25 protein-coding genes and 1 pseudogene are annotated in these 22,279 nt (G+C 72.6%); 16 read left to right on the plus strand and 10 right to left on the minus strand.

What is annotated here, in order from left to right; all coding sequences use genetic code 11:
- Nucleotides 1–20 precede the first annotated feature (20 nt).
- The 3 genes from ACFW5B_RS15905 to ACFW5B_RS15915 form a co-directional block, all read right to left on the minus strand.
- Nucleotides 21–509 carry a glutathione peroxidase gene (locus ACFW5B_RS15905; protein WP_386439225.1) on the minus strand — a complete coding sequence of 163 codons (489 nt, stop codon included), beginning with the start codon at nucleotides 507–509 and terminating at the stop codon, nucleotides 21–23.
- Nucleotides 469–780: a hypothetical protein gene (locus tag ACFW5B_RS15910; protein ID WP_386439226.1), complete on the minus strand. Its 312-nt coding sequence runs from the start codon at nucleotides 778–780 to the stop codon at nucleotides 469–471. The genes ACFW5B_RS15905 and ACFW5B_RS15910 overlap by 41 nt, the downstream gene beginning before the upstream one ends.
- Nucleotides 781–988: 208 nt before the next feature.
- Nucleotides 989–2,623 carry an FAD-dependent oxidoreductase gene (locus ACFW5B_RS15915; protein ID WP_386439227.1) on the minus strand — a complete coding sequence of 545 codons (1,635 nt, stop codon included), beginning with the start codon at nucleotides 2,621–2,623 and terminating at the stop codon, nucleotides 989–991.
- A gap of 249 nt (nucleotides 2,624–2,872) precedes the next feature.
- Here ACFW5B_RS15915 and ACFW5B_RS15920 point away from each other — a divergent pair, with 249 nt between their 5' ends.
- The 7 genes from ACFW5B_RS15920 (at nucleotide 2,873) to ACFW5B_RS15950 (ending at nucleotide 8,154) form a co-directional block, all read left to right on the plus strand.
- Nucleotides 2,873–3,991 (plus strand): SchA/CurD-like domain-containing protein, encoded by a 1,119-nt coding sequence (locus ACFW5B_RS15920; protein WP_386439229.1) that lies wholly within the window; start codon nucleotides 2,873–2,875, stop codon nucleotides 3,989–3,991.
- A 68-nt stretch (nucleotides 3,992–4,059) separates the two neighbouring features.
- Complete coding sequence (locus ACFW5B_RS15925; protein ID WP_386439231.1) at nucleotides 4,060–4,494, plus strand: cupin domain-containing protein; 435 nt, start codon at nucleotides 4,060–4,062, stop codon at nucleotides 4,492–4,494.
- Nucleotides 4,491–5,759 carry a beta-ketoacyl-[acyl-carrier-protein] synthase family protein gene (locus tag ACFW5B_RS15930; RefSeq protein ID WP_386439233.1) on the plus strand — a complete coding sequence of 423 codons (1,269 nt, stop codon included), beginning with the start codon at nucleotides 4,491–4,493 and terminating at the stop codon, nucleotides 5,757–5,759. Before ACFW5B_RS15925 ends, ACFW5B_RS15930 begins: the two co-directional genes overlap by 4 nt.
- Nucleotides 5,756–7,006 (plus strand): ketosynthase chain-length factor, encoded by a 1,251-nt coding sequence (locus ACFW5B_RS15935; RefSeq protein WP_386439235.1) that lies wholly within the window; start codon nucleotides 5,756–5,758, stop codon nucleotides 7,004–7,006. Before ACFW5B_RS15930 ends, ACFW5B_RS15935 begins: the two co-directional genes overlap by 4 nt.
- Before the next feature lie 15 nt (nucleotides 7,007–7,021).
- A complete protein-coding gene (locus ACFW5B_RS15940; RefSeq protein ID WP_386439237.1) occupies nucleotides 7,022–7,291 on the plus strand; it encodes an acyl carrier protein in 270 nt (89 codons plus the stop codon).
- Between the two features lies 1 nt (nucleotide 7,292).
- Nucleotides 7,293–7,766, plus strand: a complete 474-nt coding sequence (locus tag ACFW5B_RS15945; RefSeq protein ID WP_386439239.1) for an SRPBCC family protein — start codon at nucleotides 7,293–7,295, stop codon at nucleotides 7,764–7,766.
- A gap of 55 nt (nucleotides 7,767–7,821) precedes the next feature.
- Entirely contained in the window at nucleotides 7,822–8,154 is a 333-nt protein-coding gene (locus ACFW5B_RS15950) for a TcmI family type II polyketide cyclase (protein WP_386439241.1), read from the plus strand.
- A gap of 112 nt (nucleotides 8,155–8,266) precedes the next feature.
- On the opposite strand, the gene ACFW5B_RS15955 is transcribed toward ACFW5B_RS15950, so the two are convergent.
- The 3 genes from ACFW5B_RS15955 to ACFW5B_RS15965 form a co-directional block, all read right to left on the minus strand.
- Nucleotides 8,267–9,295 (minus strand): methyltransferase, encoded by a 1,029-nt coding sequence (locus ACFW5B_RS15955; protein WP_386439243.1) that lies wholly within the window; start codon nucleotides 9,293–9,295, stop codon nucleotides 8,267–8,269.
- A gap of 7 nt (nucleotides 9,296–9,302) precedes the next feature.
- Complete coding sequence (locus tag ACFW5B_RS15960) at nucleotides 9,303–10,403, minus strand: nitrous oxide reductase family maturation protein NosD (RefSeq protein ID WP_386439245.1); 1,101 nt, start codon at nucleotides 10,401–10,403, stop codon at nucleotides 9,303–9,305.
- Between the two features lie 493 nt (nucleotides 10,404–10,896).
- On the minus strand, nucleotides 10,897–11,697 hold the full coding sequence (locus ACFW5B_RS15965) for a TetR/AcrR family transcriptional regulator (protein WP_386439247.1): 801 nt from the start codon (nucleotides 11,695–11,697) through the stop codon (nucleotides 10,897–10,899).
- A gap of 433 nt (nucleotides 11,698–12,130) precedes the next feature.
- On the opposite strand from ACFW5B_RS15965, the pseudogene ACFW5B_RS15970 reads away from it, so the two are divergent.
- Nucleotides 12,131–12,691: pseudogene (locus tag ACFW5B_RS15970) on the plus strand (ATP-binding cassette domain-containing protein); the annotation flags it as partial.
- Between the two features lie 39 nt (nucleotides 12,692–12,730).
- The gene (locus ACFW5B_RS15975) at nucleotides 12,731–13,591 is read left to right on the plus strand and encodes a siderophore-interacting protein (RefSeq protein WP_386439249.1); all 861 of its coding nucleotides are present in this window, start codon (nucleotides 12,731–12,733) and stop codon (nucleotides 13,589–13,591) included.
- Nucleotides 13,592–13,598: 7 nt separating this feature from the next.
- On the opposite strand, the gene ACFW5B_RS15980 is transcribed toward ACFW5B_RS15975, so the two are convergent.
- Nucleotides 13,599–13,883, minus strand: a complete 285-nt coding sequence (locus ACFW5B_RS15980; protein ID WP_386439251.1) for a VOC family protein — start codon at nucleotides 13,881–13,883, stop codon at nucleotides 13,599–13,601.
- Between the two features lie 430 nt (nucleotides 13,884–14,313).
- Here ACFW5B_RS15980 and ACFW5B_RS15985 point away from each other — a divergent pair, with 430 nt between their 5' ends.
- Nucleotides 14,314–14,712 (plus strand): ArsR/SmtB family transcription factor, encoded by a 399-nt coding sequence (locus ACFW5B_RS15985; protein WP_386439252.1) that lies wholly within the window; start codon nucleotides 14,314–14,316, stop codon nucleotides 14,710–14,712.
- Between the two features lie 77 nt (nucleotides 14,713–14,789).
- Nucleotides 14,790–15,185, plus strand: a complete 396-nt coding sequence (locus ACFW5B_RS15990; protein WP_386439254.1) for a DUF6126 family protein — start codon at nucleotides 14,790–14,792, stop codon at nucleotides 15,183–15,185.
- Here ACFW5B_RS15990 and ACFW5B_RS15995 read toward each other — a convergent pair.
- Entirely contained in the window at nucleotides 15,154–15,954 is an 801-nt protein-coding gene (locus ACFW5B_RS15995) for a CDP-alcohol phosphatidyltransferase family protein (protein WP_386439409.1), read from the minus strand. The two genes, ACFW5B_RS15990 and ACFW5B_RS15995, sit on opposite strands and share 32 nt — an antisense overlap.
- Nucleotides 15,955–16,063: 109 nt before the next feature.
- Here ACFW5B_RS15995 and ACFW5B_RS16000 point away from each other — a divergent pair, with 109 nt between their 5' ends.
- The 5 genes from ACFW5B_RS16000 (at nucleotide 16,064) to ACFW5B_RS16020 (ending at nucleotide 20,618) form a co-directional block, all read left to right on the plus strand.
- Nucleotides 16,064–17,050: a zinc-binding alcohol dehydrogenase gene (locus ACFW5B_RS16000; RefSeq protein WP_386439256.1), complete on the plus strand. Its 987-nt coding sequence runs from the start codon at nucleotides 16,064–16,066 to the stop codon at nucleotides 17,048–17,050.
- A 79-nt stretch (nucleotides 17,051–17,129) separates the two neighbouring features.
- On the plus strand, nucleotides 17,130–17,528 hold the full coding sequence (locus ACFW5B_RS16005) for a 6-pyruvoyl tetrahydropterin synthase family protein (RefSeq protein WP_386439258.1): 399 nt from the start codon (nucleotides 17,130–17,132) through the stop codon (nucleotides 17,526–17,528).
- A complete protein-coding gene (locus ACFW5B_RS16010) occupies nucleotides 17,525–18,643 on the plus strand; it encodes a glycosyltransferase family 4 protein (protein WP_386439260.1) in 1,119 nt (372 codons plus the stop codon). The genes ACFW5B_RS16005 and ACFW5B_RS16010 overlap by 4 nt, the downstream gene beginning before the upstream one ends.
- Nucleotides 18,640–19,512: an SAM-dependent methyltransferase gene (locus ACFW5B_RS16015; RefSeq protein ID WP_386439262.1), complete on the plus strand. Its 873-nt coding sequence runs from the start codon at nucleotides 18,640–18,642 to the stop codon at nucleotides 19,510–19,512. The genes ACFW5B_RS16010 and ACFW5B_RS16015 overlap by 4 nt, the downstream gene beginning before the upstream one ends.
- Nucleotides 19,512–20,618: a lysylphosphatidylglycerol synthase transmembrane domain-containing protein gene (locus tag ACFW5B_RS16020; RefSeq protein ID WP_386439264.1), complete on the plus strand. Its 1,107-nt coding sequence runs from the start codon at nucleotides 19,512–19,514 to the stop codon at nucleotides 20,616–20,618. Before ACFW5B_RS16015 ends, ACFW5B_RS16020 begins: the two co-directional genes overlap by 1 nt.
- Here the strand turns inward: ACFW5B_RS16020 and ACFW5B_RS16025 are convergent.
- Complete coding sequence (locus ACFW5B_RS16025; protein ID WP_386439265.1) at nucleotides 20,615–21,493, minus strand: RibD family protein; 879 nt, start codon at nucleotides 21,491–21,493, stop codon at nucleotides 20,615–20,617. The two genes, ACFW5B_RS16020 and ACFW5B_RS16025, sit on opposite strands and share 4 nt — an antisense overlap.
- Nucleotides 21,490–22,242, minus strand: a complete 753-nt coding sequence (locus ACFW5B_RS16030; protein ID WP_386439267.1) for a creatininase family protein — start codon at nucleotides 22,240–22,242, stop codon at nucleotides 21,490–21,492. Before ACFW5B_RS16030 ends, ACFW5B_RS16025 begins: the two co-directional genes overlap by 4 nt.
- Nucleotides 22,243–22,279: the final 37 nt, after the last annotated feature.

Raw genomic sequence — 22,279 nt, forward strand, 5'->3', positions numbered from 1 at the left:
GCGCCGCCGCGGCAGTCGGCTCAGGCCGGGAGCGCCGCCTCGATGGCGGTGACCAGCTCCTCGGCCTCCGGCTCGGTCCGCGGCCGGAAGCGGCCCGCGACCCTGCCCTCGGCGTCGATCAGAAACTTCTCGAAGTTCCACTGGACGTCGCCGGCCGCACCCTCGGCGTCCGCGGCGCCGGTCAGCTGCGCATACAGCGGGTGCCGGTCCGCGCCGTTGACATCGGTCTTCTCGAACAGCGGGAAGCTCACGCCGTACGTCGCCGAGCAGAAGGTGGCGATGTCGTCGGCGGTGCCCGGCTCCTGGCCCGCGAACTGGTTGCTGGGGAAGCCCAGCACGCTGAAGCCCCGGTCCCCGTAACGCTCCTGCAGACGCTCCAGGCCCGAATACTGCGGGGTCAGCCCGCACTTGGACGCCACATTCACCACCAGCAGGGCCTTGCCCCGGTAGTCGGCGAGTGAAGCGGGCTCACCGGTCAGGGTGCGCAGGGGGATGTCGTACAGGCTCACGGTCATGCTCCTTGTCGCGGTTCCGCGGACGGGGACGTCCTTCGTCCGTCCCAACAGCGGTACCCGCGCGGATCTTCCCCGGATCATCGACCGGCCAGGAGACCACCGGCCGGATCTCCCCCGAGCGCCACTCCTTGAGCAGCTGGTCGAAGATCGGCGTCTCGCCCTCGGCCGGGCGCCGGGCCTGCGGGGCGGGGGGCGGCAGCGCCGGCGGCTGGTGGGGGAGCGAGAGGCGCTGAAAGGGGTGTGCGGCGGGCTGGTTGGCGTCCATGCCCGGACTCAACCGGAAATCGGCCCCCGAGTTGCGGGACGCGGCCGGGACGGCCCGCAGATGCCCCTGCGGTGGTGACGGGCAGAAGATACGTTCGCGCGCCGGAGGGGCCGGCGAAACGTCCGCCGGCCCCTCCGTCTTCGCTCGTCCCGTGCGCCGCGCGGCCCGGCCGCGGGAATGCGAACGGGGCCGGGGCGCGCCGGGCCGGTCAGCTCCGGCAGAGCAGCGCGGCGAGCACCTCCCGGAGCGCCGCCTCCGGGTCGGCCACCCGTCCCTCGGCCCGCCAGGCGACGAAGCCGTCCGGGCGCACCAGCACCGCGCCCTCCGGCGTCGTCCCGTGCTTCTCGGCCCAGTCGGCGCCCTCCTCGGGGGCCAGGTCGTCGTTCGGGCCGGTGCCGATCATGTAGCACTCCAGCCCCAGGGCGAACTCCTCGTTGGCACCCTTGGCCGCGGTGCGCCACATCTCACCGTCGGTGCCGGTCAGCAGGACGAAGGACTTCTCGTACAGGTCCAGGGTCGAACGGCGCTCGCCGGCGGCGTGCAGCCACATGTGCGGGGCGCGGGTGCCCGGCTCGCCGGTCAGCCGCAGCTGCTCGGGCACCACCGGCAGCTCGGGAGCGGCGCCGATGACCGCGCCGTGCGGGTAGCAGTACCCCAGGGCCACGGTGAGCACCCCGCGCTGCCGGCCGCCGCCCGTGCCGGGCGCCGGGACGTACCCCGGGTGGCTGTGCTCGGCGGAGCGGGCGGAGGCACGGGCGCTGGTCTCCCGTGCCACCGGCTGCCGCTCCGCCTCGTACGACGCCAGCAGGCCGGGAGCCGCCCAGCCGTTCAGCACGGCGGCGAGCTTCCAGGCGAGGTTGTGGGCGTCCTGGATGCCGGTGTTGGAACCGAACGCCCCGGTGGGGGACATCTCGTGCGCCGAATCGCCGGCGAGGAAGACCCGGCCGGCCGCGTACCGTTCGGCGACCCGCTCCGCGGCGTGCCACGGCGCCTTGCCGGTGATCTCAACCGGCATGTCCGGTACGCCCGTTGCCCGGCGGATGTGGTCGATGCACCGCTCGTCGGTGAAGTCCTCCAGGGTCTCCCCCTGGTCCGGGTGCCACGGCGCGTGGAAGACCCACTCGGCCCGGTTGTCCACCGGCAGCAGGGCGCCGTCGGCCTCGGGGTTGGTCAAGTAGCAGGCGATGAAGCGGCGGTCGCCCACGGCGTCCGCGAGCGCCGGTGCCCGGAAGGTGATGCTCACGTTGTGGAACAGGTCGCCGGGCCCCGTCTGGCCGATGCCCAGCCGCTCCCGGACCGGGCTGCGCGGGCCGTCGGCCGCGATCAGGTAGTCCGCGTGGACGGTGGTCAGCTCACCGGTCCCCCGGTTCTTCAGGACCGCGGTCACGCCCTGCGCGTCCTGCTCGAAGGAGCTCAGCTCGGTGGAGAACCGCAGGTCACCGCCGAGCTCACGAGCGCAGCGCACCAGCACCGGCTCCAGGTCGTTCTGGCTGCACAGGCACCACGCGGACGGGCTGAACCTGGCCAGGCCGCCGCCCGGGTCGATCTCCTTGAACAGCCACTCCTGGTCGTCCCCGGTGAGTGAACGGGCCTGCAGAATGCCGTGGTTGTCGGACAGCGTCGACGCGGCCTCGCGGATCCGCTGCTCCGCACCGGCCACGCGGTACAGCTCCATGGTGCGGACGTTGTTCCCCCGCCCGCGCGGGTGGTGGGAGGTGTCCGAGTGCTTCTCGACCAGCATGTGTCGGATGCCCAGACGGCCCAGGAACAGCGACGCGGACAGGCCGACCAGGGACCCGCCCACGACGAGTACCGGAACCCGGTCTTCGGCGGTGGGATTCATTGCGTGCTCCAGCTCCGGCGACGTGTACGGCAGATGGAGCACGAATGCCCGGCTCCGGCCGTGTTCGATCACGGTTCACCTGCATGGCTCACAGATCTCGCGCCACCCGTGGGTCCCGGCCACGATCGAATCCGGGACGCCCCCGGACACCGGGCGGGCCGCCCCCACCATCCGGCTCAGTCACCGGATCGCACCGGAACTGACGACGCACCACTGGGGCCGTCGGGCCCCGAAGGAGATGCGTAGACGATGACAACGCTGTCGGAACGAATATCCCAGTCAGCCTTCGACGGCTCGCGGCTTCGGGTCGTGCTGCTTCTGGATCTCCACGAAGGAGCCCAGCAGGACTTCCTGGAAGCCTACGAGCACCTGCGCAACCAGGTCGCGTCCGTCCCCGGGCACATCACCGACCAGCTGTGCCAGTCCATCGAGAACCCCTCGCAGTGGCTGATCACCAGCGAATGGGAGAGTGCACCGCCCTTCCTGGCCTGGGTCAACAGCGAGGAACACGTCAAGATGGTCCAGCCGCTGCACGGCTGTGTCCGCGACACCCGGTCGCTGCGCTTCAGCGTGCTGCGCGAGACCTCGAACATCGCCAGCCTCACGCCCGAGCCCCCCAAGGGGCGGCTGCAGGCCAACCCCCGTGTCGGGGACGGCGTCGTCCGGCACGCGCTGACCTTCACCGTGAAGCCGGGCAGCGAATCGATGGTCGCGGAGATCCTCGCCGGCTACACCTCCCCGGAGGCCCGGGTCGACGACACCACCAGGCTCCGCCGCACCTCCCTCTTCATGCACGGCAACCGCGTCGTGCGCGCGGTCGAGGTGCAGGGTGACCTCGTCGCCGCGCTGCGGCACATCTCCCAGCAGCCCGAGGTCAGGGCCGTCGAGGAAGCCATCAACCCGTACCTGGAGCAGGACCGCGATCTCAGCGATCCCAACTCCGCCCGGGTGTTCTTCACCCGTGCCGCACTGCCCGCGGTGCACCACGTCGCGGCGGGCGGGGAGCAGCCCGACGGCATCCGCCGGCACGCGCTGTACTACCCGGCCAAGGAAGGCTGCGGTATGGCGCTGGCCCGGATGCTGGCCCGCCAGGACGAACTGGCCGCCGACGACGCGTCCTGCCCCGTCGCCGGCAGCACCATCTTCCAGCGCGACGACGTCGTGGTCCGGATGATCGATCTCCGTATCCCCGTCGACAGCGACCCGATGCTGTCGCTCGGTGTCCGCGGTCCCCGCAAGACGGCCGTGCTGCGGCGTCTCATCGACACCGAGGTGGCCGGCGGCCTGTCGAACGACCGCGAGATCGCGCACTTCCTGGAGCACTCCGACATGGCCCTCATCACCGACCGCCGGGCACCGGGCGCCTGACGCGCCCCCGGCCGTCGCAGGCCTCACCCCCCATTCAACCGCCGGCCCCACGCCCTGGAGGAACAGCCATGACCACGCACCGCCCACGCATCGTGGACCTCAGCGAGACCCAGCCCAACCGCCGGCGCGGAGGTGATCTGCGCGCCATGCTGACACCCAGCGCGGTGGGCGCCACGAGCGGCTTCATGGGCATGGCACTCGTGCAGCCCGGCGAGCGCATCGGCGAGCACTACCACCCGTACTCCGAGGAGTTCGTGTACGTCGTGCAAGGCGCGCTCGAAGTCGACCTCGACGGGGAACCGTTCCCGCTGCGCCCGGACCAGGGACTGCTGATCCCCCCGTACATGCGGCACCGCTTCCGCAACGTCGGGGACGAAGAGGCCCGCATGGTCTTCCACCTCGGACCGCTGGCACCGCGCCCCGAGCTCGGCCACGTCGACACCGAGGGCACGGAGGAGAGCACACCGGCCGCGCCACCGGAACGCACGGAGCCGGTGTCATGACCCGCCGCGTGGCGGTCACCGGCGTCGGTATCGTCGCTCCGGGCGGCGTGGGTGTGCCCGCCTTCTGGGACCTGCTGTCCTCCGGTCGTACGGCGACCCGTGGCATCACCCTCTTCAACCCCGAGGGTTTCCGCTCACGTATCGCCGCCGAGTGCGACTTCGATCCCGCGGCCCACGGTCTGAGCGAGGAGCAGGTGGCCCGCTCGGACCGGTACATCCAGTTCGCGATGGTCGCCGCGGACGAGGCGCTGCGCAGCGCCGGTCTGGACACCGGGGCCGAGGACCCGTGGCGCATCGGGGTGTCCCTGGGCACCGCGGTCGGCGGCACCACGCGGCTTGAGCACGACTATGTCGCGGTCAGCAGCCACGGTGCGCGCTGGGACGTCGACCACCGGCCGGCCGGCCGGTGGCTGGAGCGGGCGTTCTCCCCGAGTTCGCTCGCCTCGGCGGTGGCGGAACAGATCGGCGCCCACGGCCCGGTGCAGACCGTGTCCACGGGCTGCACCTCCGGCCTCGACGCCATCGGCTACGCCTTCCAGTCCATCGAGGAGGGCCGGGTCGACGTCTGCATCGCCGGCGCCTCGGACTCGCCGATCTCCCCGATCACCGTGGCCTGCTTCGACGCGATCAAGGCGACCTCGGCGAACAACGACGATCCGGCACACGCCTCCCGTCCGTTCGACGCCAACCGCGACGGATTCGTGATGGGTGAGGGCGGCGCCGTGCTCGTCCTGGAGGAGCTGGAACACGCCCGCGCCCGCGGCGCGACCGTCCACTGTGAGATCCGGGGCTACGCCACCTTCGGCAACGCCTACCACATGACCGGTCTCACCCAGGAGGGCCTGGAGATGGCCGAGGCGATCAACCGCGCGCTCGGTCACGCCGGGGTCGACGCCACCCAGGTCGACTACGTCAACGCGCACGGTTCGGGCACCCAGCAGAACGACCGGCACGAAACGGCCGCGGTCAAGCGGTCGTTGGGGGCCCATGCGCACAAGGTGCCGATGAGTTCCATCAAATCCATGGTGGGCCACTCGCTCGGGGCGATCGGCGCGATCGAGATCGTGGCCTGTGTGCTGGCCCTCACCCACCAGGTGGTGCCGCCGACGGCCAACTACGAGACTCCGGACCCGGAGTGCGACCTCGACTACGTGCCCAAGACGGCCCGGGAACTGCCGCTGCGTTCGGTGCTCTCGGTCGGCAGCGGCTTCGGTGGATTCCAGTCAGCGGTGGTATTGACCCGACAGGGTGGGAGGGCATCATGAGCTCCCCGGAAGCACGTCGTTCCGTCGTCACCGGCATCGGTGTCATCGCCCCCAACGGGGTGAGCACCGAGACCTTCTGGAAGGCGACGGTGGAGGGCATCAGCGTCCTCGACCGCGTCACCCGTGAGGGGTGTGAGCATTTGCCCCTCAAGGTCGCCGGTGAGGTGCGGGGCTTCGATCCGGCGGATCTGATCGAGGAGCGCTATCTCGTCCAGACCGACCGGTTCACCCACTTCGCCATGGCGGCGGCCAACCTCGCGCTGGACGACGCCCGGCTCGGCCGTGCCGACTACAACGACTCACCGTTCGCGGTGGGAGTCGTCACGGCCGCCGGATCGGGCGGCGGCGAGTTCGGCCAGCGGGAGCTGCAACGGCTCTGGGGCCAGGGCTCCCGCCATGTCGGCCCGTATCAGTCCATCGCCTGGTTCTACGCCGCGAGCACCGGACAGATCTCCATCCGTGGCGGCTTCAAGGGGCCGTGCGGAGTCGTGGCCAGCGACGAGGCGGGCGGTCTGGACGCCCTCGCGCACGCCGGCCGCACCATCCGGCGCGGCACCGACGCCGTCGTCGTGGGTGCCGCCGAGGCACCCCTGGCCCCCTACTCGGTCGTCTGCCAGCTCGGCTACGACGATCTGAGCCGGCTCGACGATCCGGTCCGCGCCTACCGGCCGTTCACCAACGGCGCGTGCGGATTCGTGCCCGCCGAGGGCGGCGCGATGCTGATCGTCGAGGAGGAGACGGCGGCCGAGAGCCGCGGGGCGAGTGTCCGGGCCCTGCTGGCCGGGCATGCCGCGACCTTCACCGGGGCCTCCCTGTGGGAGGAGTCCCGGGAGGGGCTCGCCCATGCGATCCGTGGCGCGCTGGCGGATGCGCGGTGCGCCCCGGAGGAGATCGACGTGGTGTTCGCGGACGCGCTCGGCGTTCCCGCGGCCGACCGGGCCGAGGCGCTGGCGCTCGCGGACACCCTGGGCCGGCACGCCTCACAGGTCCCGGTGACCGCACCCAAGACGGGCACCGGGCGGGCGTATTGCGGCGCCCCCGTCCTGGACACCGCGGCCGCGGTGCTCGCGATGGAGCACGGCGTCGTGCCGCCCACCCCCAACGTCGTCGACGTCTGCCACGACCTTGACGTGGTGACCGGCCGGGCCCGCCCTGCCGAGTTGCGGACGGCGCTGGTGCTGAGCCGGGGACTGATGGGCTCGAACGCGGCGATGGTGCTGCGGAAGGGCCCCGGGTCCCCCTCATGAGAAGGAGAACCTCAGATGACCGCTCAACTGACGCTCAATGAGCTGGCCGCGCTGATGAAGTCGTCCGCCGGCCTCACCGTCGACCCCAAGGAGCTGGCGAACCGGCAGGACGCGACCTTCGCGGACTTCGGCCTGGACTCGCTCGGCCTCCTCGGCATCGTGGGCGAGCTGGAGAACCGGCAGGGCCGGCCGATGCCGGTCGACGCGGAGCGCTGCAAGACGCCGCGCGACTTCCTCGCCCTCATCAACACCGCCAATGACACCGTGCCTACGACAGGAGCCTGACATGCCCGGCCACACCGAGAACGACATCACCATCGCGGCGCCCCTCGACCTCGTCTGGGACATCACCAACGACATCGAGAACTGGCCGCAGCTGTTCAGCGAGTACGCCTCGGTCGAGGTGCTGTCCAGGGAAGGCGACAAGACCACCTTCCGGCTGACGATGCACCCGGACGACAACGGCACGGTCTGGAGCTGGGTCTCCGAGCGGACCGTCGACCGCCGGAACCGCTCGGTCCGTGCCCGCCGCGTCGAGACCGGCCCGTTCGAGCACATGGACATCCACTGGAAGTACGCCGAGATCCCGGGCGGGACCTCGATGCACTGGACCCAGGACTTCGCGATGAAGCCCGACGCCCCGGTCGACGACAAGGGCATGACCGAGATGATCAACCGCAACTCCCGGATCCAGATGGAGCTCATCCGGGACCGGATCGAACAGCGGGACCGCGAGCTCCGGTCCACCACCGTCAGCTGACGGCCCGCCAGGCCGCCGCTCGGACCGCCACCCGGCGGCAACGAAGGGACCCCTGATGCATCACGCTCTGATCGTCGCCCGCATGACACCCGGTTCGGCTCCGGACATCGCCGAGGTCTTCAAGGCCTCCGACCGTACGGAGCTGCCCCACCTGGTCGGTGTCTCGCGGCGGACCCTCTTCCAGTTCGGTGACGTGTATCTGCACCTCATCGAATCCGACCGGCCGCCCGGCCCGGAGATCGCGAAGGTGACGGAGCACCCCGAATTCCGCGCCGTCAGCGACAAGCTGTCCGCCTTCGTCAGCGCCTACGACCCGGAGACCTGGCGAAGCCCCAAGGACGCGATGGCCCAGCAGTTCTACAGCTGGCAGCGCGACGGCAGCAGCTGACGCGCACGCGGAGCCGGGGCGCTCCTCCGGCTCTCGCGCCTTCCCGGACAGGGGCGAGGTCGCCCGGCGGGGAGCAGTCTTCCCGCCGGGCGACCTGCCGTGCCCGGACCGGTCATTCAGGGACCGTGCACTCGAAGGCGTGCAGATACGGGTTGACGACCAGGATGTCGCCGACCTTCAGACCGGCCTCTGCCATCCGGCTGACCAGGCTCGCCTTGGTGTGCTTGGCGCCGCCGACATTGAGCAGCAGCAGCAGGTCCATGGCGGTGGTGAACTTCATGGAGGGGCTGTCGTCGACGAGGTTCTCGATGATGACGACGCGGGCGCCGGGACGGGCGGCCCGGACGACGTTCCGCAGCGTGCTGCGGGTGCTCTCGTCGTCCCACTCCAGGATGTTCTTGATGATGTAGACATCGGCCCGGACCGGGATGTCCTCGCGGCAGTCCCCGGGCACGATGCGTACCCGCGGGGCCAGCGCGCCGCCGTCCCGCAGCCGCGGGTCCGGGTTCGCCACGACCGTGGGCAGATCGAGCAGCGTGCCCTCCAGCGTGGGGTACTTCTCCAGCAGGCCGGCGAGGACGTGTCCCTGCCCGCCGCCGATGTCCGCCACCGAGGACGCCCCGGTCAGATCCAGCAGTCCCGCGATGTCCTGCGCCGACTGCTTGCTGGACGTGGTCATCGCCCGGTCGAAGACCTCGGCGGACTCCCGTGCGTCCTGGTGGAGGTAGTCGAAGAACCCCTTGCCGTAGAGGTCGTCGAAGACGCTGCCGCCGGAGCGCACCGCGTCGTCCAGCCGCGGCCAGGCCTCCCAGGTCCACGGCTCGGTGCACCACAGGGAGATGTAGCGCAGGCTGTTCGGGGTGTCCTCCCGCAGCAGCCGGGACATCTCGGTGTGGACGTACTTCCCGTCGTCGGTCTCGGCGAAGATCCCGTAGCAGGCCAGCGTGCGCAGCAGCCGGTCCAGCGGCCGCGGCTCGGCCTGCACCGCGGCGGCCAGCTCCTCCGCAGTGGTGGGCCGTTCGCCGAGGGCATCGGCGACGCCGAGGCGCGCCGCCGCCCGTACGGCCGCCGCACACGCGGCTCCGAAGATGAGCTCCCGGAGCTGCATGGCGGGCTGGGGGGTGGGACTTACCGTGGTCATTGCGCCTCTATTCTCCCGTTGCGGACGGGTTCAGCCCGTCCCGGTGCAGCGGCCGGCACAGCCCGGCCGGCTCGGAGGTCCGGCACACGTTGCGGATGAACCGGTTGCCCTTGCCGGGGAGGTCCCGGTTGGCCAGGTCCACCGGCTTGTTCCGCAGCACGATGTTGTGGCTGATGACGTTGTGGTGGTTGAGCACCTTCACGAAGCTGTGGAAGAGCACGACACCGCCGGACAGCGGGGACTTGCCGCGGTTCTCCCGGATCACGTTGCGCCGCACCTGTACGTGCTCGGCGCCGGTGAGCACGATGCCGGAGCCCTGGATGTACGGCAGCCGGCTGTTGCCGGGGCAGTACTTGTTGTTCCGGTAGATCGAGTTGTTCCGCACCGTCAGCGCACCGGCCTGGGGACGGGACTCGTCGCCGACGATGAACACCCCACCGCAGTTCCTGGTGATGGTGTTGTAGCCGACCGTCAGGTTCCTGACCCGGCGGATGGTGACGCCGATGCGGTTGCCCGCGAGGTAGTTGTCGCTGATCACGGCGCCCCGGGTGTCGGTGCCGCCGCCTTCTTCCCTGGTCTTGTTCGCGATGAAGATGCCCGCGTCACCGTTGTCGACGACGGTGTTGTCCCGGAACATGCCCCGGATCGACTTCTCCTGCGCGATGCCCCACACGCCGTTCTTCCGCACGGTCACGTGGTGCACCGAGAGCCGGTCGGTCCCGGAGGCAAAGATCCCGTTCTTCTTGAAGCCCCGGACGGTCAGAGAGCGGATGCTGACGTCCCGCAGCCTGCCCTTCCCGACGACGCAGATGCCGTTGCCGCTCTGCCCGCAGGCGTTCGTGGCCCGCTTGCCGGACGGGCTGATCACCGTCCGGTGGCCCGCGCCGACCAGGCGCAGCCGCGACTTGTCGATCAGCACACTCTCCCGGTAGTGGCCGGGCCGGATGACGATGGTGTCACCCGGTCTCGCCCGGTCCACCGCGCGTTGGATCGACTCGCCGGCGTGGACGACATGGCGTCCCGGAGCGTCGCACGGCGACGCCGCACCCAGGCCGCCGACCATCATCGCGGCGACGCAGCCCATGTATTTCATCTGTCGTAGCACCATGAGGCGAAGCTATGGGTGATCACTTCCGCTCGCCACATGTGGTGAGCCGATCATCACGGTGTGTGCATCGGCCAGCTTTCGACACGCCGTCAGCTCCATTGCCCCGCCCGCCATCGGGCCCGCCATCAGGGCCGGTCAGCGGGCCTTTCCCGGTCCTCGCCGGGAGTGCCGGGCGGATCGGGGAGGGGGCGGGAATCGGCCGGTGCGGAATCAGCTGACCGGGTATCGGACGGGGCGTCGGAGGGCGTGTCCGACGGTGCGTCGGACCCCGTGCCGGGCCGGGTGTCCGACGGGTCGTCAGCCGGCCCGTCCGGCCACACCTCGGTCAGGAACGCCGCGAGGCTGGTCGGCAGAAACCACGGACGGGCGCGGAAAACGGTCACGGAAGAACAACGCGCCAGGCCCGGCGGACGACACCGCCGCGAGGGAAGCGAGCCCGCTTGATCACCCCAACGGCCGCGCGGAAGGCGGCACACCGGCCCCGGGGGGCCGCTCAGCGGCCCTGGCGGACCGCCGCCTCGATGCCGTCCAGGATGACGGTGAGTCCGATGTCGAACGTGCTGCGCGCCTCGCGCTCCAGATAGGGGACCGAGCCGTCCGGGTCCGGCGCGGCGCCCTCGGTCTCCAGCCGGACCAGCAGCGGATAGCGCTCCGCGAAGTCGGGGACCATCTCGGTCAGCATGCCGGAACGGGCCTGCCACCACTCCTCGTCGGACGCCCCCGTCGAGGCCGCGGCCTGCCGGGATTCGGTCACGGTCTGCGCGGCGCCCCGGATGAAGTGGACCAGTGCCCCGACGATCCGCCGCAGCACCGCGGAGCTCAGCCCGGTCGCGTACAGCAGGCCGAGCAGGGTCTCCAGCGCGCGGTACTCGTTGGGGCCGAGCACCGGGCGGCTCTGGGAGACCTGGAGCACCCAGGGGTGGCGGAGGTAGAAGTCCCAGGTGTCCCCGGCCCAGGAGGTCACCGCCGCGCGCCAGCCCGGCGTCAGGTCGTACTCGGTGGGCAGCTCGGCCAGCACCTGGTCGTACATCAGGTCCACCAGCTCGTTCTTGCCGGGGACGTAGGTGTAGAGCGCCATCGCGGTCCGCCCCAGCCGCTCGCCGACCGCGCGCATGGACAGCGCCGCCATGCCGTCGGCGTCCGCGACCGCCACTCCGGCCTCGACGATCGCCGCCACGTTCAGCGCCGGCTTGGGCCCCGGCCAGCGCCGCGTCCGCGCCCCTGGGGTGCCCTCCGCCTGCCACAGCAGGGCCATCGAACGACGGGCGTCACCCTGGCCCGCGAAAACCACCACTTGCGACTCCTTACGGCATAAAGTAACGTCCGCGGCCGAACTCTTTACAGTGTAAAGATATCAGAGGGGCGGCAGCGCACATGGGGGACCAGCAGACCCGTCGAGGGCCGGACGGCAGGGAAACATCGGCCGCGGACGGGCACGACAGAGGGCCTCGGCCGGGTCTCGGCGATCGACACCGGCCAGCTGGTGGACACCGAACTCTCCCTCAACGAGGGGGCGATCACCGCGCCCGGTTTCACCGTCGGCTCGTGGTACTGGCAGACCCTCGCCCACTCCGGATTCTTCGACCCGGACGTGAAGCTCAAGGACTACACCCCCGCCCAGTGGGACGACTTCCTGGTCACCTTCGTACGGGCCCTCGACGACCACCGGACTGCACCCGCACGACATCCAGCGGATGAACGACCTGCTGTTGCGGCTGCGCGACCGAATGGCGGGGGTGGCCTCGGTGTGCGAGGCGTGCGAGGGGAGGCGGTTCACCCCCAAGGTCCTCACCTACACCCTGCGCGGCAAGAACATCAGCGAGGTGCTCGCCATGTCGGTGCCCGAGGCCCGGGAGTTCTTCCCCACCGGGCAGGCCCGCACCGTCCTCGACCGCCTCGCGGAGGTGGGCCTGGGCTATCTCGGCCTGGGCCAGCCGCTCACCACCGTCTCCGGCGGCGAACGGCAGCGGCTCAAGCTCGCCCTCCACATGGCGGAGCGGGGCGCCGTCTACGTCCTCGACGAGCCCACCACCGGACTGCACCTCGCCGATGTGGACCAGCTGCTGGGCCTGCTGGACCGGCTGGTCGACGACGGCAACACCGTCATCGTCATCGAGCACCACCAAGCCGTGATGGCGCACGCCGACTGGATCATCGACCTCGGCCCCGGCGCCGGACAGGACGGCGGCCGGGTGGTCTTCACCGGCACCCCCGCCGGTCTCGTCGCCACCGGCGAATCGCTGACGGCACGTCACCTGCGGAGCTCTCTGCAGGTGCCCACCGCCTGAGTGCCCGTTCCCTGCCCCTGCTGCCCCAAGGAGGACCCGATGACGGCCGCGCCCGTCGCACTCATCCAGGTCACCGACGTCCGGCGGATCACCCCGCACATGGTCCGCGTCACCTTCGCCGGCGACGGCCTCGACGACTTCCCGGCCTGGCCCGACCAGCAGCTCAGACTGCTCTTCCCCAGGGCGGGCCGGCGCGAGCCCCGGCTGCCCGACACCCCCGCCGACGACGCGATGGGCTGGTACCAGGCCTACCTGGCCCTTCCCGAGGACGAACGGCCGTGGATGCGCAGCTACACGGTGCGCTCCCACGACCCCGTCCGGCACCGGATCACCGTCGACTTCGTGCTGCACGGCACGGCGGAGACGGCCGGCCCGGCGACCCGGTGGGCGGCCTCCGCCACCGTGGGCGACCTCCTCGCCCGGTACGGCCCGGTCGCCGCGTACGCCAGGCCGCTGCCCCTCGACCGGGCCGACTGGCTGCTGCTGGCCGGCGACGCGACCGCGCTGCCGGCCATCGGCTCCCTCGTCGAGGCACTGCCGGCCGGTGCCCGCGCGCTGGCCTGCATCGAGGTGCCCGGCCCGGCCGATGAGCAGCGCTTCACGACCCGGGCGGATCTCACCGTGCGGTGGGTGCACGCGGACGGGCGCCATGACGCCCTGCCGACGGCCGTGCGCGCCCTCACCTTCCCGCCCGGGGAGGTCTTCGCCTGGCTGGCCGGCGAGGCGGGCGCGGTCCGTGCGCTCCGGCGTCATCTGGCCGGGGAGCGCGGTGTCGGCAAGCGGCAGATCGATTTCAGCGGGTACTGGCGCCGCGCCCTCACCCAGGACGACGCCCCGACCGAGGAGGACCTCGCCGAGGCACAGGAGCGGCTCGCCGCCGCCCGCTCCCCGCAGGGCTGAGGCAGGCTCAGCCCGTGGCCGACCACCGGCGGGCGGACGGGACGGGCCGTTCGGCCTCCTCGTCGCGGCTGCGGTCCTGCGGCTGGAGATCCAGGTGCACCCGGTTCTTGCCGGCCTTGGCCCCGGGCACCGCGATGAACAGCAGGGCGGCGCCCGCGGCCGGGACCGTGGCCTCCGGGTCGCCCGGCAGACCGTCCTCGGCGAGGGAGCCGTCCAGCACCTTCGCCCAGAAGCTCGCCAGACGGTAGGCGTCGGTGCAGTCGATGGTGGTGTGCCTGACCAGTGAAGTCATGGGCAAGGCTACGTGGTTGAGGGACGAAGCCGTCCACCGGAACAGGGGGCGGGGTGCACCGGGGGGCCGGGACCCGCGGCCGGCGCAGGTCCGCCCTCCCGGCGTCCGACCTCGGCCGTCTCGTCGGCCCGTACCGCAACTGCGCGCGGCTGCCGCGGAGTTCGGCCGGCGGGGCGGTCCGGTGGTGAGCGGACGGTGCGGGACGCGCCGGCCGAGCCCGCGTGCCTCCCCGCACCCCCGGTTTTCCGCCGCACCCATTCAAGTGGCCCGCCCCCGTCGTCTACAGTTGCAGAATTCCGCAATTCAACAGATGACGCGATGGCCGTGCGGCCTGAACGCGGAGGACATGCGTGGGCGGTTTCGCCGGATCGGCAGGGGAACGGGTGTGTGCGGGGTGCGCCGCGGCTGCTCCCGGGAGCGGGGCGCGGACATGAACGGTGCGCGGTTCCCGGTCTGTCAGGCCAAGGCCGATTTCTTCCGGATGCTGGGCCATCCGGTCCGTATCCGGGTGCTGGAACTCCTCCAGGGCGGCCCGATGCCGGTGCGCGGGCTGCTCGCCGCGATCGGCGTGGAGCCCTCCGCGCTCTCCCAGCAGCTCGCTGTGCTGCGCCGCTCGGGCCTGGTGACGGCCACCCGCAGTGGCTCCACCGTCGTCTACGAGCTGGCCGGCGACGAGGTCACCGAGCTGCTGCGGGCCGCCCGCCGGGTCCTCTCCGAGGTCCTCGCCGGACAGCACGCGCTCCTCACCGAACTCCGGCAGGCCGAGCCCCGCACCCGGCCGACGGCCGACGGGGTGCCGGCGGCCGGCGGGGTGGGGGCGGTCTCGTGATCCGCCCGCTCCGCTCCACGAACGGTGACCGGACGGCATCCGCCTCCCCGCGCCCCACCGGAACGGGGTGAGCGCGGATGTCCGGTACGCCACGGCGTAAGGGGCCGCCGCCCTGGCGGGCGGTCCGCTCCCGCACCTGCATACCCAGCCCCTCCGGTCCGGGCACCGTACGGCCCTGCCGGGGGCGCCCCTCCGGGCGCGGCACGATCCGTACGGCACCCGGCCGCGGCCCGGCCTGCCCGCAGGGCACCGCCCGCCCGCACCCCTCGGCACGCTGTGGCGTCCGGCGGCCCCGGGCGACCGCGGTCCGCCCCGGGACCCAGCTCGCGCGGCTGTCCGGCGCGGTGCTGCTCACCCACCCGGCTCCCCGGCGCAGCCTGTGGCGACGGCTGTTCCTCTACGTCGTCGTCAGCCATCTGCTGCTGGTGTTCCTGGTGCTCGTCATCTATCTGGGCCGGCACGCCGGGACATAGCGGCCAGACCGGCTCCGGCCGGATCGCGGCCGGGCGCCACTGCCGGGCCGCCCGCGAACCCCCGCACCCGCCACAGCCAGCCGACATCCCGCCCGAAGGACCACACCAGCAGCGCCAGCGCCCCGCTCACCGCCGTGGCCGCGGCGGCCCGCGGCAGCACCCCGGCTGCGGCCACGACCAGCACCACGCCCTGCAGCGCCGCCACGGTCTTCCGGGCCATGCTGTGCGGCAGCCCGCCGCTCAGCCACGGCCAGACCCAGGACGCCGCGACGAAGACGTAGCGCATCAGGCCGATGCACAACACCCACGCGCCCAGTGGCGGCACGAGATAGACACAGAGCACCAGGATGAGGAAGGCGTCGACCTCCATGTCGAAGCGCGCCCCCAGCGGGGTCACCGTGCCGGTGCGCCGGGCCACCTGACCGTCCACGGCGTCCAGGGCCAGCGCCACCGCGGCGAGCGTGACCAGCACCGCGACCGGCACCGGCCGCTCGAAGGAGTCCGCGACCAGCGCGGTCACCCCGCCGACCAGGATCGTGCGGGCCAGTGTGACGCGGTTGGCCATGCCGAACGACGGGGTCCAGGAACGGCGCAGCGCGAGGGTGAGCACCACCCAGGTGGCCACGGCGAACACACCACCCGTGAGCCACCCGAAGGTGCCCAGACCGGCCACCCGGCGGAGCGCTTCCACAACGAGCAGCTGCACTCCCGTGCCCGCCGTAATGTCCGGTCCGAACGGCCTTGTGTCGTAACGCTCTTGTACGGCCACCATGCCTCCCGGGATGTGTGGCGGAGTCGAGAGGTGCCGCGTAGGGTGACGGCGTTCTCATGATCCCCAGCATCGACGAATCGTCGCCGGAGCGTCCAGGAGGATTCCGATGCCGCGCGTCGCTTGTGCGTTTTGGATAAACGCTCCAGGTCAGGGTGAAATCCGGAAGGTACCCCTGCCGGACCCCGGTGCCGACGAGGTTCTGGTGCGCACACTGTGTTCCGGAGTGAGCCGCGGAACGGAGACCCTGGTCTTCCGCGGCGGCGTCCCCGCGAGCCAGCACTCCGTGATGCGGGCGCCCTTCCAGGAGGGCGACTTTCCGGCACCCCTCAAATACGGCTACCTCAACGTCGGCGTCGTCGAGGAAGGGCCGTCCGCGCTGCTGGGCCGCACGGTCTTCTGCCTCTATCCGCACCAGACGCACTATGTCGTCCCGGCGAGCGCGGTCACCCCGGTACCCGGCTCCGTCCCCGCCTCGCGGGCCGTACTGGCCGGCACCGTGGAGACCGCGGTGAACGCCCTGTGGGACGCCGCGCCGCTGGTCGGCGACCGGATCGCGGTGATCGGCGCGGGCATGGTGGGCTGCAGCGTCGCCGCGGTCCTCGCCCGCTACCCCGCGGTCCGGGTGCAGCTGGTGGACGCCGATCCCGCGCGGGAGGCGACCGCCAGGGCACTGGGTGTGGACTTCGCGCTGCCGCAGGACGCCCTGGGCGACTGCGACCTCGTCGTGCACGCCAGCGCCACGGAGGAGGGGCTGACCCGTGCGCTCGAACTGCTCGCCCCGGAGGGCACCGTCATCGAGCTGAGCTGGTACGGGGACCGGCAGGTCAGCCTGCCGCTGGGGGAGGCCTTCCACTCCCGCCGGCTGGTCGTCCGCAGCAGCCAGGTGGGTGCGGTCTCCCCGGCCCGCCGCGCCCGGCGTACCTACGCCGACCGGCTCGCCCTCGCCCTGGACCTGCTCGCCGACCCCGCCTTCGACGCGCTGATCACCGGCGAGTCCGCCTTCGAGGAGCTGCCGGGCGTGCTGCCCCGGCTCGTCTCCGGCGACCTCCCGGCGCTCTGCCACCGCATCCGGTACGCGCCGGCCGACGGCTGACACCCCACCCGGAACCACCCTGACGTCGCCCCCGGCGACACCCCCCACTGAGACCGACATCACACCGGAGGAACCGGCTTTGTTCAGCATCACCGTCCGCGATCACCTGATGGTCGCCCACAGCTTCCGTGGCGCGGTCTTCGGCCCCGCGCAGCGTCTGCACGGCGCGACCTTCATCGTGGACGCGACCTTCCGCCGCCCGGAGCTCGACGCCGACAACATCGTCGTCGACATCGGTCTGGCCACCCGGGAACTCGGCGCCGTGGTCGGGGAGCTGAACTACCGCAACCTCGACGACGAGCCCGCCTTCGCCGGCATCAACACCTCGACCGAGGCGCTGGCCAAGGTCATCGCCGACCGGCTCGCCGACCGCATCGAGGCGGGCAACCTCGGCGAGGGCGCCCGCGAGCTGGCCGGACTGTCGGTCACCCTGCATGAGTCACACATCGCCTGGGCGACGTACGAGCGCACTCTGTGACCCGCACCGGCGCCCCCGCTGCACAGCGGGTGGTGCACTTCGTTCTGCCCGGTGACATCGACGACCCGGCGGCACCCAGCGGCGGCAACACCTATGACCGCCGGGTGTGCCGCGACCTCCCGGCCGCCGGCTGGCACATACAGCCGTATCCGCTGCCCGGCAGCTGGCCCCGGCCGGACGCCACCGCACGCGCCGGGCTTGCCGGACGGCTGGCGGCGCTGCCGGACGGCGCCGTGGTCCTCCTCGACGGGCTGGTCGCCTGCGGTGTCCCCGAGATCCTCGCCCCCGAGGCGGCGCGGCTGCGGCTCGCCGTCCTGGTCCACCTCCCGCTGGGCGACGAGACCGGCCTCGACCCCGCCCCGGCCGCCGAGCTGGACGCCCTGGAACACCGCGCGCTGCACACCGTGGAGGCCGTCGTGGCCACCAGTGACTGGGCCGCCCGCCGGCTCGTCACCCACCACGGACTGGCGCCCGAGCGGGTGCACGCCGTCCGGCCGGGCGTCGACCCGGCGCCCCTCGCGCCCGGCACCGACGGCGCGACCGGGCTGCTCTGCGTCGCCGCGGTCACCCCGCGCAAGGGGCAGCACCGGCTGATCGACGCACTGGCCGGTGTCGCCGAGCTGCCGTGGCGCTGCGCCTGCGTCGGCGCGCTCGGCCGCGATCCCGGCTACGTTGCCCAACTCCGCGGCCAGGTCAGCGAGTTCGGCCTCGACGACCGGATCACCTTCACCGGGCCGCGGGCGGGCGCGGACCTGGAGGCGAGCTATGCCGCCGCCGACCTGCTGGTGCTCACCTCGTACGCCGAGACCTACGGCATGGTCGTCACCGAGGCGCTGGCGCGCGGGATTCCGGTGCTGGCGACGGCGGTGGACGGCGTACCGGAAGCGGTGGGGCGGGCGCCCGACGGCGGGGTGCCCGGTCTGCTCGTCCCGCCCGGCCGGCCGGAGGCGCTCACCGAGGCGCTGCGCGGCTGGCTCGGCGATCCACAACTGCGGGACCGGATCAGGAGTTCGGCGCGCGCACGGCGTGCCATGCTGGAGGGGTGGGAGATGACGTCGCACAGTCTGGCCGGGGTGCTGGAACGGCTCCGGCACGAGCCCCGGGGCACGCGATGAGCGCGCCCGACAGGCCTCGATTCGCGCCGCGGTGGCTGGAGTTGCGGGAGCGCGCGGACGCCGCGGCGCGGGCGCCCGAGCTGCTGCGCCCGCTGCGCGCGTGGCTTGCGGAACGGCCCGCGCCGGGTCCGCCCGGCGGCGAGCGCCGGCTGGTGATCCGCGATCTCGGCTGTGGCATCGGCTCGATGGGGCGCTGGCTCGCTGTGCGGCTGCCCGGCCCGCAGCAGTGGGTGCTGCACGACCTGGACCCCGATCTGCTCGCCCTCGCCGGGGCGCGGATGCCGGTGACCGCCGCCGACGGCACGCCCGTCACCGCCACCACCGCACGCGGCGACCTGGCCGCCCTCACCGCCGCCGACTTCGCCGGCACCTCGCTGATCACCGCCTCCGCGCTGCTCGACCTGCTCACCCACGACGAGGTGGAGAACCTCGCCGAGGCCTGTGTGGGCGCGGGCACCCCGGTGCTGCTGGCCCTCTCCGTCGCCGGACGGGTCGAGCTGGCCCCGGCCGATCCGTTCGACGCCGAGCTCGCCGACGCCTTCAACGACCATCAGCGGCGTACGGATCAGGGCCGGGCACTGCTCGGTCCGGACGCGGTCGCGGCGGCGGCCGCGGCGTTCGAACGGCGCGGTGCGACGGTGGTGGTGCAGTCCAGTCCGTGGCGCCTCAGCTCCGCCGAATCCGCGCTGATCGCCGAATGGCTGCGCGGCTGGGTAGGTGCCGCGCACGCCCAGCGGCCCGAGCTGGCGCCCGAGGCCGTCGCGTATCTGCGGCGGCGGCTGGAGGAGTGCGCGGCGGGCGAGCTGAGCGTGGCGGTGCACCACACCGATCTGCTGGCGCTGCCCCGGCACCCGTCCGGGAGCGCCTGATGAAGCGGTCCGGCTGGGTGGCGTGGCTCAGGATGCTCGCGGGGCTGGGCATCCTGGTGGCGCTGGTGTGGCATCTGGGGTCGCAGGCCTTCCTGGACGGACTGCGCCGGATCGACGCCGCCACCCTGTCGGCCGCGCTCGCCATCGGCGTGCTGACCACGGTGTGCAGTGCCTGGCGCTGGTGTCTGGTGGCCCGCGGCCTCGGCCTGCGGCTGCCGCTCGGCCGGGCCGTCGCCGACTACTACCGGGCGCTGTTCCTCAACGCGGCGCTGCCCGGCGGGGTCCTGGGCGATGTGCACCGCGCCGTCCATCACGGCCGCAGCTCCGGCGATCTGGGCCGGGGCGTCCGCGCGGTGGCCCTGGAACGGACCGCCGGCCAGGTCGTCCTGCTCGTCACCGGGGCGGTGGTGCTGCTCGTCCGGCCGTCGCCGGTCCTGGCGCCGGTCACCCGCTTCCTCGCCTCGCCCGCGGTGGCCCTGTCCGTGGCCGCGGTGGTCGTGCTGGTGGCGGCGCTGGCCGTCGTGCTTCGCCGGCGCCGGGGTGCCTCCCGTGGTGCACGCGCCCTGCGCACCGTACTGGCCGAGGCACGCCAGGGCCTGCTGGCCCGCGGCGTCTGGCCGGGCGTCGCGCTCTCGTCGATGGCGGTGCTGGCCGGCTACCTCGGGATGTTCGTGCTGGCCGCCCGGGTCGCCGGAGTCACCGCACCGACCGCCGAGTTGGTGCCGCTGGTGGTGCTGGCGCTGCTCGCGATGGCGCTGCCGGTGAACGTGGGCGGCTGGGGCCCCCGGGAAGGCGTCGCGGCCTGGGCCTTCGGCGCCGCCGGGCTGGGCGCCGCGCAGGGCCTCACCACCGCCGTGATCTACGGCGTCCTCGCCTTCGCCGCCGGCCTCCCGGGCGCCGCGGTGCTGCTCGGACGGGTCACTCCGCTCTCCGCGGCGGAGCCTGCGACACCGAGTCCCCTGCCGCACACGGCGGACCGGCATCCCCGTACCGCGGCGGGTACGGGGATCATCCGGCAACGGGGCGCAAAGGCCCCGCGGCGAGTGGCCGGGGGAGTGCGGCACGAGGCGTCGCAGGTCCACGCGGAGCGGCGCGGGGTCAGCTAAGGGCCTGCCGGCGCCGCCCCCGTTTCGGCGACGCCCTCCTCCGCCGCCTCCTCGGACGGCACGCCGTCCGCCCGCAGTTCGAGCTCGAAGAGCGTGTCCTCGCCGAGCAGGGCGCGCCGCAGCGGCGGGCGCAACGCCTCCCGCATCACGGGCGTGCCGGGAAACCGCAGGCCGGGGATGCCGTCGCCGAGCAGGACCGGTGCGACGGTGACGTACAGCCGGTGCAGCGCCCGCTCCCGCAGGAACCGCGACACGGTCACCCCGCCCCCTTCGATCAGTACCCGGCCCAGCCCGCGCCGCGCCAGCACCGCCAGCAGCCGCGCCGGGGCGAACGCGGCGGCGTCCGGCAGCGCCAGGACCTCGACCCCGGCGCCTGGGGTCGTGGTGGTGACCTCCGGCCCCACCACCCACAGCGTCGGCGCGGCGCCGTCCGTGAACACCCCGCTGCCCTGCGGCACCCGGCCCCGCGGATCGAGCACCACCCGCACCGGGTTGTCGCCCGCACAGGCGCGTACGGTCAGCTGCGGATCGTCCGAGGCGGCGGTTCCGGCCCCGATGAGCACCGCGTCCGACAGCGCGCGCAGCCGGTGCAGGTGGCAGCGGTCCTCGGGGCCGGTGACATAGTCGGCATCGCCGGTACGGGTCGCGATGAAGCCGTCCAGACTCTGCCCGAGCTGGGCGAACGCGACCCGCGGGCCGGCCAGGCAGAGCGGCAGATAGCGGTCGGCGAGTTCCACCGCCTCGGGGGTTGCGGGCGGCCCCCAGCGCAGCCCGCCGTCCCCGTCCGCCCTCAGCCCGGCGGCACCGGCCTCGTCCGCCGTACGGATGCGCCGCAGCCGGTCCCAGGCGGCCGCCGCGTCGAGTACCTCAGTCATCGGCTGCCACCCCCGCCGTCGAAGAGCGCGGCATATTCGCCGAATGCCTCGGCCAGCCCGGCCAGCAATTCCCGGCCCTTCGCGGCGGACGCCAGCGACGGCCGTCCGATGACGCCGGATTCGGTATAGGCCGACATGCCCAGGGTCAGCAGCTGCTTCCGGTCATCGGCGATGCAATCCGCCGATTCATAGCCTTCCTTGACCAATTCGGGATGGGCATACAGCAGAATGGACGTCTCGACCTCGCCCGCATGCATATCGGTGTGCGACGGTGTCACCACCCCGGCCCGGGTGCGCGCCGCGTCCCAGTCGGCCGATCCGGGGAACAGTGCCATCCGTACCCCGCGCCCGGCAGATTCCTGAACGACATTGCGCAGGACGTAATTTCCGCCGTGTCCGTTGATGAGAATCAGGGTGTCGATACCGGACCGGCCCAGCGAATCGGCGATGTCCGTGACGACCGCGTGCAGGGTGCGCGCCGAAATGCTGACGGTCCCCGGCCAGTCGGCGTGTTCGTGCGAACAGGACACCGTCAGCGGCGGCAGCACCTGGACCGGCCGGCCGGCCGCCACCTCCCGGGCGATGGTGCAGGCGATCACGGTATCGGTGGTCAACGGCAGGTGGGCGCCGTGCTGTTCGAAGCTGCCGATGGGCAGCACGGCCATCGTCGGCCGCCGTGCCCGTACGTCCTCGGTGGTGTCCGCGGGCAGCGGGCCGGGGGCCGGAGTCGGGTGTCCCGAAGCGGTCATGGGATGCTGCGGCCTTTCGTCGCCGACTCGCGGAGTC

This window comes from Streptomyces sp. NPDC058773 (genome assembly GCF_042746015.1).
In the GTDB taxonomy this organism is placed as follows: domain Bacteria; phylum Actinomycetota; class Actinomycetes; order Streptomycetales; family Streptomycetaceae; genus Streptomyces.